This window comes from Pseudomonas sp. XP1, assembly GCF_053557675.1.
The window spans coordinates 1-10,872 of the sequence record NZ_JBNRIJ010000047.1; the positions used below are offsets into that span (position 1 = coordinate 1).

At 62.9% G+C, this 10,872-nt stretch carries 10 protein-coding genes; 5 read left to right on the forward strand and 5 right to left on the reverse strand.

The genetic code is table 11. The features are described 5' to 3' along the window. Window positions 1-120: 120 nt before the first annotated feature. Both ACK1U9_RS24020 and ACK1U9_RS24025 read right to left on the reverse strand, forming a co-directional pair. Window positions 121-504, reverse strand: a complete 384-nt coding sequence (locus ACK1U9_RS24020) for a PaaI family thioesterase (RefSeq protein WP_052970513.1) — start codon at window positions 502-504, stop codon at window positions 121-123. Next, entirely contained in the window at window positions 504-2,828 is a 2,325-nt protein-coding gene (locus ACK1U9_RS24025; RefSeq protein ID WP_449110230.1) for a Tex family protein, read from the reverse strand. Before ACK1U9_RS24025 ends, ACK1U9_RS24020 begins: the two co-directional genes overlap by 1 nt. 217 nt (window positions 2,829-3,045) lie before the next feature. Here ACK1U9_RS24025 and ompR point away from each other — a divergent pair, with 217 nt between their 5' ends. Together ompR and ACK1U9_RS24035 are read left to right on the forward strand one after the other, a co-directional pair. Then, window positions 3,046-3,786: an osmolarity response regulator transcription factor OmpR gene (ompR, locus tag ACK1U9_RS24030; RefSeq protein WP_012270052.1), complete on the forward strand. Its 741-nt coding sequence runs from the start codon at window positions 3,046-3,048 to the stop codon at window positions 3,784-3,786. A gap of 13 nt (window positions 3,787-3,799) precedes the next feature. Next, on the forward strand, window positions 3,800-5,113 hold the full coding sequence (locus ACK1U9_RS24035) for an ATP-binding protein (protein WP_046614530.1): 1,314 nt from the start codon (window positions 3,800-3,802) through the stop codon (window positions 5,111-5,113). Window positions 5,114-5,237: 124 nt separating this feature from the next. Here the strand turns inward: ACK1U9_RS24035 and rimK are convergent, their stop codons facing one another. Together rimK and rimB are read right to left on the reverse strand one after the other, a co-directional pair. Beyond that, entirely contained in the window at window positions 5,238-6,143 is a 906-nt protein-coding gene (gene rimK, locus ACK1U9_RS24040; RefSeq protein ID WP_085599963.1) for a 30S ribosomal protein S6--L-glutamate ligase, read from the reverse strand. Then, window positions 6,140-6,622 (reverse strand): retropepsin-like aspartic endopeptidase RimB, encoded by a 483-nt coding sequence (gene rimB / locus ACK1U9_RS24045; protein WP_449110231.1) that lies wholly within the window; start codon window positions 6,620-6,622, stop codon window positions 6,140-6,142. Before rimB ends, rimK begins: the two co-directional genes overlap by 4 nt. 109 nt (window positions 6,623-6,731) lie before the next feature. Here rimB and ACK1U9_RS24050 point away from each other — a divergent pair, with 109 nt between their 5' ends. Further along, window positions 6,732-7,133, forward strand: coding sequence for an RNA-binding S4 domain-containing protein (locus tag ACK1U9_RS24050; protein WP_046614529.1), 402 nt, complete (start codon window positions 6,732-6,734; stop codon window positions 7,131-7,133). A 127-nt stretch (window positions 7,134-7,260) separates the two neighbouring features. Here the strand turns inward: ACK1U9_RS24050 and ACK1U9_RS24055 are convergent, their stop codons facing one another. Beyond that, complete coding sequence (locus ACK1U9_RS24055) at window positions 7,261-8,055, reverse strand: phosphatase PAP2 family protein (RefSeq protein ID WP_135002127.1); 795 nt, start codon at window positions 8,053-8,055, stop codon at window positions 7,261-7,263. Between the two features lie 121 nt (window positions 8,056-8,176). Between ACK1U9_RS24055 and hslO the strand changes: the two genes are divergently transcribed. After that, window positions 8,177-9,076: an Hsp33 family molecular chaperone HslO gene (hslO, locus tag ACK1U9_RS24060; RefSeq protein WP_046614527.1), complete on the forward strand. Its 900-nt coding sequence runs from the start codon at window positions 8,177-8,179 to the stop codon at window positions 9,074-9,076. A gap of 179 nt (window positions 9,077-9,255) precedes the next feature. Then, on the forward strand, window positions 9,256-10,797 hold the full coding sequence (locus ACK1U9_RS24065) for a phosphoenolpyruvate carboxykinase (RefSeq protein ID WP_063914462.1): 1,542 nt from the start codon (window positions 9,256-9,258) through the stop codon (window positions 10,795-10,797). Window positions 10,798-10,872 lie beyond the last annotated feature (75 nt).

The window sequence follows — 10,872 nt, forward strand, 5'->3', positions numbered from 1 at the left end:
CCCACAGGTAAACCACGATATTCAGGCTTGTGCATTACCTGTGGGAGCCCGGCTTGCCGGCGATGGGGCGCGAAGCGGCCCCGGCTGTTGCCGAAAATACCGCAGATACTGCTTGGTGAGCTAGAGAACCGCGAAGGTTCCTTGCGCTTTCGCGACCAGCTTGTCGCCCTGAACTACGTCGGCGTCGACCACCAGGGTGCGCCGCCCGGCGTGCAGCACACGGGCGGTGCACAGCACCTCGCCGTCACTGACGGCGCGCATGTAGTTGATCTTGCACTCGATGGTGACGCTTTGCTGGTCGAAGCCATGGCTGGCCGAGCAGGCCAGGCCCATGGCGATGTCCACCAGGCTGAAGATCGCCCCGCCGTGCAGCTTCTGGCCACGGTTGCGCAAGTGTGGCTCGAGCGCCAGGGCTACCTCGGCAACACCTGTTTCCAGGCGTTGCAGATGGCAACCGAGGAGCTGGCTGAAGGCGCTTTCGACGTATTCGCGTGGAACGTCCATCACTTCTTCTTGAGCTGCTTGGCGTTGGCGAACAGTGCGGCCATGGCGTTGTTGGCCGGTGCTGCGGTGGCGGTTTCGCGCTGGCGCGGCACCTGCTGCTGGCGGTTGCCGCCATTGCCACGGTTACCGCCGCGGTTGCCATCGACCTTCTCGCCAGGGGTGTCGCTCATGCGCATGGACAGGCCGACACGCTTGCGCGGGATGTCCACTTCCATGACCTTGACCTTGACCACGTCGCCGGCCTTGACCGCTTCACGCGGGTCCTTGATGAACTTCTCCGACAGCGCCGAAATGTGCACCAGGCCGTCCTGGTGCACGCCGATGTCGACGAAGGCACCGAAGTTGGTGACGTTGGTCACCACGCCTTCGAGGATCATGCCCGGTTCCAGGTCCTTGAGGTCTTCGACGCCGTCCTGGAAAGTGGCGGTCTTGAACTCGGGGCGTGGGTCGCGGCCAGGCTTGTCCAGTTCCTGCAGGATGTCGGTGACGGTCGGCAGGCCGAAGGTTTCATCGGTAAATTTCTTCGGGTCCAGGCGCTTGAGGAAGCTGCTGTCACCGATCAGCGAGCGGATGTCACGGCCGGTATCGGCGGCAATCCGTTGCACCAGCGGGTAGGCCTCGGGGTGCACCGCGGAGGCATCCAGCGGGTTGTCGCCGTTCATCACGCGCAGGAAGCCGGCGGCCTGTTCGAAGGTTTTCTCACCCAGGCGGCTGACCTTTTTCAGTGCCGCGCGAGTGGCGAACGGGCCGTTGGCATCGCGGTGCGCGACGATGTTCTGCGCCAGGGTAGCGTTAAGGCCGGAGATGCGCGTCAGCAGGGCCACCGAGGCGGTGTTGACGTCCACGCCCACTGCGTTCACGCAATCCTCGACCACGGCGTCCAGGCCGCGCGCCAGTTTCAGCTGAGACACGTCATGCTGGTACTGGCCGACACCGATGGATTTCGGGTCAATCTTCACCAGCTCGGCCAGCGGGTCCTGCAGGCGGCGGGCAATCGACACGGCGCCACGGATCGACACGTCCAGGTCCGGGAATTCGCGGGCGGCCAGTTCCGATGCGGAGTACACCGAAGCGCCGGCCTCGGAAACCATGATCTTGGTGATCTTCAGTGCCGGGTACTTCTTGACCAGCTCCGCCACCAGCTTGTCGCTTTCGCGGCTGGCGGTGCCGTTGCCGATGGCGATCAGCTCCACCGAGTGCTTGGCGCACAGCGCAGCCATGATCGAAATGGTGCGGTCCCAGTCGTTCTTCGGTGCGTGCGGGTAGACCGTGGTGTGGTCCAGCAGCTTGCCGGTGGCATCGACCACGGCGATCTTGCAGCCGGTACGCAGGCCCGGGTCGAAGCCCAGGGTGGCACGCGGGCCGGCCGGGGCGGCCAGCAGCAGGTCGTGCAAGTTGTGGGCGAACACATTGATCGCCTCGCCTTCGGCGTTGTCGCGCAGCTCGCCGAACAGGTCGGTTTCCAGGTGGGTGTACAGCTTGACCTTCCAGGTCCAGCGGACCACTTCGCCCAGCCACTTGTCGGCCGGGCGGTTGCGGTTCTCGATACCGACGTGGTTGCCGATCATCAGCTCGCACGGGTGCAGGGTGCCGGGCAGTTCTTCGCCGACTTTCAGCGAGGCGCTCAGCACGCCTTCGTTACGCCCGCGGAAAATTGCCAGGGCGCGATGCGACGGGGCGTTGCGCAGCAGCTCGTCATGGGCGAAGTAGTCGCGGAACTTGGCACCTTCTTCTTCCTTGCCAGGCACGACGCGGGCGCTGAGTACCGACTCCTGCTTGAGGAAACTGCGCAGCTTGTCGAGCAGGGCGGCATCTTCGGCGAAGCGCTCCATGAGGATGTACTTGGCGCCTTCCAGCGCGGCCTTGACGTCGGCCACGCCCTTGTCGGCGTTGACGAAGCGTGCGGCTTCGCTTTCCGGGGCCAGGTCGGGGTTGTTGAACAGGCCGTCGGCCAGCTCGCCGAGGCCGGCTTCCAGGGCGATCTGGCCCTTGGTGCGGCGCTTCTGCTTGTACGGCAGGTACAGGTCTTCGAGGCGGGTCTTGGTATCGGCCAGCTTGATCTCGCGGGCCAGTTCCGGGGTCAGCTTGCCCTGCTCCTCGATGCTGGCCAGGATGCTGGCGCGGCGCTCGTCGAGTTCGCGCAGGTAGCGCAGGCGCTCTTCCAGATGGCGCAGCTGGGTGTCGTCCAGGCTACCGGTCACTTCCTTGCGGTAGCGGGCGATGAAGGGCACGGTCGAGCCTTCGTCCAACAGGCCCACGGCCGCCTCGACCTGCTGGGGGCGTACGCCCAGTTCCTCGGCGATACGGCTGTTGATGCTGTCCATGTAAACCACCTGACATTTGTGAATACGGGGGTCGCCTGTGGGCCTGTCGCCCGGCGGCGCTGGATGAAAGCCGCGCATTATACCCATCGCAAACGGCTTGCGGTGATGGCGCCCGGCCAGCCGGAACTGGCGCCGGGGGAAAAATCTGCTAACAATGCTCACGCAACGTGCAGCAATGGCTACGCCATAATGCGCGGCGATATCAGAGGAGTTATTCATGACCGGCACGCCAAACACCGCTGAAGGTGACAAGATTCTCATCGTCGACGACGACCCGGGGCTGAGCAGCCTGCTGGAACGTTTCTTCACCAGCAAGGGCTACCGTGCCCGCGCGGTGCCCAACACCGAGCAGATGGACCGCCTGCTGCAGCGTGAGGTGTTCAACCTGGTGGTGCTCGACCTGATGCTGCCCGGCGAAGATGGCTTGTCGGCATGCAAGCGCCTGCGCCAGCAGAACAACCAGATCCCGATCATCATGCTCACCGCCAAGGGTGACGAGCTCAGCCGTATCAAGGGCCTGGAGCTGGGCGCCGACGACTACCTGGGCAAGCCGTTCAACCCGGACGAGCTGATGGCCCGGGTCAAGGCCGTGCTGCGTCGCCAGGCACCGAGCGTGCCGGGTGCGCCTGGCAGCGAAGACGAGTCGGTCACCTTCGGCGACTACGAGCTGTCGCTGGCCACCCGCGAACTCAAGCGTGGCGACGAAGTGCACATGCTCACCACCGGCGAATTCGCCGTGCTCAAGGCGCTGGTCATGCACGCGCGCGAGCCGCTGACCCGCGACAAGCTGATGAACCTGGCGCGTGGCCGAGAATGGGATGCGCTGGAACGCTCCATCGACGTGCAGATCTCGCGTCTGCGCCGCATGATCGAGCCGGACCCGTCCAAGCCGCGTTATATCCAGACCGTGTGGGGCGTGGGCTACGTGTTCGTGCCAGACGGTAACGCCGGTAAATGATGCCGCGCCGTCGATGAAAACACCGCTCTGGTTTCCGCAAAGTTTCTTCGCCCGCACCCTGTGGCTGGTGTTGATCGTCGTTCTCTTCTCCAAGGCCTTGACCCTGGTCTACCTGTTGATGAACGAGGACGTGCTGGTCGACCGTCAGTACAGCCACGGTGTTGCGCTGACCCTGCGCGCTTATTGGGCGGCCGACGAAGAAAACCGCGACAAGATCGCCGAAGCGGCAGGCCTTATCCGGGTTACCGGCTCGGGCGTGCCCGAGGGTGAGCAGCACTGGCCCTACAGCGAAATCTACCAGCGGCAGATGCGGGCCGAACTGGGTGAAGACACCGAGGTACGGCTGCGCATTCATGCGCCGCCGGCGTTGTGGGTCAATGCGCCAAGCCTGGGCCCGGGCTGGTTGAAGGTACCGCTATACCCGCACCCGCTGCGTGGGCAGAAGATCTGGAACGTGCTGGGTTGGTTCCTGGCCATCGGTCTGTTGTCCACAGCTTCGGCCTGGATCTTCGTGCGCCAGCTGAACCAGCCGCTCAAGCGCCTGGTGTTCGCCGCCCGGCAGCTGGGCCAGGGGCGCAGCGTGCGCCTGCCGATCAGCGACACGCCCAGCGAGATGACCGAGGTGTACAAGGCCTTCAACCAGATGGCCGAGGATGTCGAGCAGGCCGGGCGCGAGCGCGAGCTGATGCTGGCCGGGGTTTCCCATGACTTGCGCACACCGCTGACGCGCCTGCGTCTGTCGCTGTCTTTGCTGGACAGCGACAGCGAACTGAGTGACGACATGGTCCGCGATATCGAGGACATGGACGCGATCCTCGACCAGTTCCTGGCCTTCATCCGCGATGGCCGTGACGAACCGGTTGAAGAGGTCGACCTGGCCGACCTGGTGCGCGAAGTGGTGGCACCGTACAACCAGCCGGAAGAACGGGTGCGGTTGTGCCTGGAGCCGATTCCACCGTTCCCGCTGCGCCGGGTTTCGCTCAAACGCATGCTGGGCAACCTGATCGGCAACGCCCTGCACCATGCCGGCAAGGGGGTCGAGGTGGCCGCCTATGTGTCGGGCGACGAGAGTGCGCCGTATGTGGTGCTGAGCGTACTGGACCGCGGGACGGGGATCGACGAGTCGGAGCTTGAGACCATCTTCAACCCGTTCATTCGTGGTGACCGGGCGCGCGGCGGCAAGGGCACCGGCCTGGGGCTGGCGATCGTCAAGCGGATCGCGGCGCAGCATGGTGGGAATGTGGAACTGCGCAATCGCTCTGGTGGCGGGATCGAGGCGCGGGTACGGTTGCCTTTGGGGTTGTTGCTTCCGCGTAATGCTGTATGAATCTGGTTGGCTGCACCTGCCCTATCGCCGGCAGGCCAGCTCCCACAGGTAATCCACAAAACTGAAGGTCGTGGTAATCCTGTGGGAGCTGGCTTGCCGGCGATAGGGCCGGTACAGGCTTGAATCAGCCCTTACCCTTGGTCCGAGTCTGATTAGGGCCGCCATTCTTCTCCAGATGCTCGATGATCATGCCGGCCACGTTCTTGCCGGTGGTCACTTCAATCCCCTCCAGCCCCGGCGACGAGTTCACTTCCATCACCAGCGGCCCATGGTTGGAGCGCAGGATATCCACACCCGCCACGCTCAGGCCCATCACCTTGGCCGCGCGTATGGCGGTCATGCGTTCTTCCGGGGTGATCTTGATCAGGCTGGCCACCCCACCACGATGCAGGTTGGAGCGGAATTCTCCCGGCTTGGCCTGGCGCTTCATCGACGCGATGACCTTGTCGCCGACCACGAAGCAGCGGATATCCGCGCCACCCGCTTCCTTGATGTATTCCTGCACCATGATGTTCTGCTTCAACCCCATGAACGCCTCGATCACCGATTCGGCGGCCTTGGTGGTTTCGCACAGCACCACGCCGATGCCCTGTGTGCCTTCCAGTACCTTGATCACCAGCGGGGCGCCGTTGACCATCTGGATCAGGTCGGGGATGTCGTCCGGTGAGTGGGCGAAGCCGGTAATCGGCAGGCCGATGCCGCGCCGCGACAGCAGTTGCAGCGAACGCAGCTTGTCGCGGGAGCGGGCTATCGCTACCGACTCGTTGAGCGGATACACGCCCATCATCTCGAACTGGCGCAGCACCGCACAGCCGTAGAAGGTCACCGAGGCACCGATGCGGGGGATCACCGCGTCGAAGCCTTCAAGCGGTTTGCCGCGGTAGTGGATCTGCGGCTTGTGGCTGGCAATGTTCATGTAGGCCCGCAGGGTATCGATCACCACCATTTCGTGGCCCCGCTGGGCACCGGCTTCGACCAGGCGGCGGGTGGAATACAGACGCGGATTGCGCGACAGCACAGCGATCTTCATGCAGCACCTGTGGCAGGAGAAAGGGTGGCCGGAAAGGCCGGTTTGTCTTGTACGTATTTGAGACCGGGGTTGACCACCAGCTGACCATGGATCAGGGCCTTGGAACCCAGCAACAGGCGATAACGCATGTTCTTGCGGCAGGCCAGGGTGAACTCCACCTGCCACACACCATCGCCCAGGGCCAGTGACGTGCGGATGACATAGCGGGTCTGGGCCTGGCCGTTGGAGCTCTTGATGGTTTTCATGGTCACCAGCGGTGCCTCGCAGCGCCGGTGGCGCAACTGCACCACCGAGCCAAGGTGTGCGGTGAAGCGGACCCAGGGCTGGCCGTCGCGCTCGAACGGCTCTACCTCGGTGGCGTGCAGGCTGGAGGTGCTGGCGCCAGTGTCGATCTTGGCGCGCAACCCGGCCACGCCAAGGTCGGGCAGGGCGACCCACTCGCGCAGGCCGATCACAGTCAAATGGTCAAATGTCTTCACGAAACGCACCCTGCGGATGAGGTGTTGAACTGTAAGCACGGCGGGGATTTTTTGCATCCGATCGTTACGGTAGTACAGTTCGATGAAACACAGCGTTCGAGGTAATGGGATGGCACAAAAAGCCGAAGACGACGACAAGGTACGCCTGGACAAATGGCTGTGGGCAGCACGCTTCTACAAGACCCGCGCGCTGGCCAAGGCGGCGATCGAGAGCGGCAAGGTGCACTGCCGGGGTGAGCGCTGCAAGCCGGGCAAGGAGCCGCGGGTGGGTGACGAGTTCGTGCTGCGTACCGGGTTCGACGAGCGCACCGTGGTGGTGAAGGCTCTGTCGGTGGTGCGGCGTGGTGCGCCAGAAGCGCAGACGTTGTACGAAGAGACCGAGGACAGCGTGCGCCGGCGCGAACAGGCGGCGGAACTGCGCAAGGCCGGGGCGATGGGCGTGACCACCGATGGGCGGCCGACCAAGAAGCAACGGCGCCAGATTCACCTGTTGCATGGGAGCTTCGAATAGCCGGGGCCACTTTGCGGCCCATCGCCGGCAAGCCAGCTCCCACAGGTACTGCGCAAGCCCTGAAACTTGTGCAACCCCTGTAGGAGCGGCCTTGTGTCGCGATGGGCTACGCAGTAGACCCAGGGATCTAGCGGGTCACCGCCAAGCGCCCGACCAGCGGTAACTTGGCCGCGATCGCGAACATCGGCGCCGTCCAGCGCAGCAGCAGCGCGCTCCCCTTGGCCGCCAGCGGCGTGTAGCAGCTCCAGCCCAACGCCAGCACCGCCATCAGCAGCCCGCCGATGTAGTCATCCTGCCCCCAGTGGGCACCGGCCACCAGGCGCGGCAACATGAACAATACCGCCAACCCCCAGACCACCAGATATTGCACCAGGCGGCGGCTGAACACGCTCATGAACAGCGCCCAGACCAGCAACACCGAGGCATGATCCCCCGGGAAACTCTTGCTGGAACGGTCCTTGAGCTCCCAGGCCGCCTCCAGGTTCGGATAGTAGTCGCTGAGGTGCACCACCTCGTCGAACATCATCGACGGGCTCTTGTGCTGCCAGCCTGCTGCATCCACCCACTTGGAAAACAGCGCGCGAATCACCACTAAGAGGATCAGCGTGACCAGAAAACCGAAAAAGGCCTGGCGTACCTGGGTTGCCTTGAACACCCAGTCGCCACGGATAAGCACTGCCAGAAGGATCAGGCCGACGACGATGTCGAACGGGCGCAGGCTGCCGACGGTCCAGATGTAGCGCCAGGTGGTGTTGTCGGCCAGCGGAGAATTCAGGCTGTGGAACAGCCACTCGTCGAAAGTCAGGCACAAGATCTGGCCAATGGGCCATAACCAGAAACACAGTAGAGCGATGGGGAGCAGCGTACAGGCTGCCAATGGCCCCCAGGACCACCTTGCTTGGAACAGTGGTGAATTGTCCATAAAATACCTCTATTGCAAACAGAAATCGGAGCGCCTCGTGAGCGCTCTGTCACGGGGTTCTCACATGTTTTCGACAACCCTTGTAACCATTTTGTCATCATTTTTCAGATAGCCAAAACCTATGAGCGACTTGCCTGATACCGATTTCACCCAACGTTTCATCTTCGACGAGCGCGATGTGCGCGGCGAGTGGGTGTCTCTCGATGACAGCTACGCCGCGGTGCTGGCGCGTCATGAGTACCCACAGCCAGTGCAGGCACTGCTCGGCGAGCTGATGGCGGCCACTGCCTTGCTCGTAGGGGCGATGAAGTTCGACGGCCTGCTGATTCTGCAGGCACGTTCGGAAGGGCCGATCCCGCTGCTGATGGTGGAGTGTTCGAGCGAGCGCGACATCCGTGGCATGGCTCGCTATGACGCCGAGCAGATCCCTGACGGCGCCACCCTGTCGCAACTGATGCCCGACGGCCACCTGACCCTGACCATCGATCCGGTCAAGGGCCAACGCTACCAAGGCACCGTGGATCTCGATGGCACCAACCTGTCGGAGTGCTTCACCAACTACTTCGTCCAGTCGCAGCAGCTCAATACCCGTTTCTGGCTCAACGCCGAGGGCGGCAAGGCCCGTGGCCTGCTGCTGCAGCAACTGCCGCGCGATCGCCAGCCGGACGATGAAGAGCGTGAAGAAAGCTGGCAGCACGTTGTGGCATTGGCTACCACGCTCAAGGCTGATGAGTGGGCGCTGGACAACGAAACCCTGCTGCACCGCCTGTATCATGAAGATGCCGTGCGCCTGTTCGATATCCAGCCGCTGCGCTTCAAGTGCAGCTGCTCGCGCGAACGTTCCGGCAATGCGCTGGTCAGTTTGGGCGAGCACGATGCCAAGGCGCTGGTGGAAGAGTGCGGCGGGCAGGTGGAGATCGATTGCCAGTTCTGCAACGAGCGCTATTTCTTCGACGCCAGCGATGTGGCGCAACTGTTTGCCGGTGGCGGCACTGACGTAGCCTCAGAAACTCGTCACTGAAACGTTTAACCACAGGACAATCTCCTGTCGAATTGCGCAAAAGCGCAGTTCTGACAGGAGGGGCCTACTTTTTTTGGGCGTTTCTGGCATAATCCGGCCACTTTTTTCGCTGTAGTAGTTTTTTCAAGACAACTACAAAACGTTTGGAGCACTCGGCCTCGGGCCGGATGGGGTATCTCATGACGCAAGCCAACAACACCGTGTACACCGACCTGAGCGTCGATGAGCTGGTAAAAGAAGCGCTGCAACGCGGTGAAGGCGTACTAGCCGATACTGGCGCACTGGTCGTGGAGACCGGTCACCGTACTGGCCGTTCGCCGGCTGACCGTTTCATCGTCGAAGAGCCTTCCACCCAGGACGCCATTGCCTGGGGCCCGATCAACCGCAAGTTCCCGGCCGACAAGTTCGATGCCCTGTGGGACCGCGTCGAGGCGTTCAACAACGCCCAGGATCACTTCGTTTCCTACGTTCACGTAGGGGCGGCCGCCGAGCACTACCTGCCGGTGAAGATGACCACCCAGACTGCCTGGCAGAACCTGTTCGGCCGTTGCCTGTTCATCAACCCGGAGCAGTACAACCCGGCTGGCCGTGGCGAGTGGCAGGTCCTCAACGTCGCCAACTTCGTGTGCGAGCCTGAGCGTGACGGCACCAACTCCGATGGTTGCGTGATCATCAACTTCGCCCAGAAGAAGGTGCTGATCGCTGGCATGCGCTACGCCGGCGAAATGAAAAAAGCCATGTTCTCGGTGCAGAACTTCCTGCTGCCGGCTGCCGACGTGCTGCCGATGCACTGCGCGGCCAACATTGGCGAAGCAGGCGATGTGACCCTGTTCTTCGGCCTGTCCGGCACCGGCAAGACCACCCTGTCGGCCGACGAAAGCCGTTACCTGATCGGTGACGACGAGCACGGCTGGGGCGAGGGCGTGGTGTTCAACATCGAAGGCGGTTGCTACGCCAAGTGCATCGACTTGTCCGAGAAGAACGAGCCGGTCATCTGGAAAGCCATCAAGCATGGCGCCGTGCTGGAAAACGTCGTTCTCGACGCCAACAAGCACGCCGACTACAGCGATGTCAGCCTGACCCAGAACAGCCGTGCGGCCTACCCGCTGGAGCACGTTGCCAAGCGTTCCGAAGCGAACCTGGGTGGCGAGCCGAATGCAGTCATCTTCCTGACCTGCGACCTGACGGGTGTTCTGCCTCCGGTTTCGATCCTGAACAACGAGCAGGCGGCCTACCACTTCCTGTCCGGCTACACCGCGCTGGTCGGTTCCACCGAAATGGGTTCGGGCAGCGGCATCAAGTCGACCTTCTCCACCTGCTTCGGCGCGCCGTTCTTCCCGCGCCCGGCTGGCGAGTACGCCGAGCTGCTGATCAAGCGTATCAAAGGCTTCGACTCGAAGGTCTACCTGGTCAACACCGGCTGGACCGGCGGTGGCTACGGCGTTGGCAAGCGCTTCAGCATCCCGACCACCCGTGCCGTGATCGCTGCGATCCAGAGTGGCGCGCTGATCGGTGCCGAAACCGAGCACCTGGACATCATCAACCTGGATGTGCCGAAGGCCGTTCCGGGTGTTGAAACCGAGCTGCTCAACCCGCGCACCAACTGGGCTGACAAGGCTGCCTACGACGAGGCTGCCAAAGGCCTGGCCAAGCTGTTCATCGAAAACTTCAAGAAGTTCGAAGTTTCCGACGCCATCAAGGCCGCTGGCCCGCAGCTGTAAGCTGAGCTTACCTGTAACGAAAAGGCCGCCCCTACGGGCGGCCTTTTCGTTTTCTACTGCCTGTACCGGCCTCGT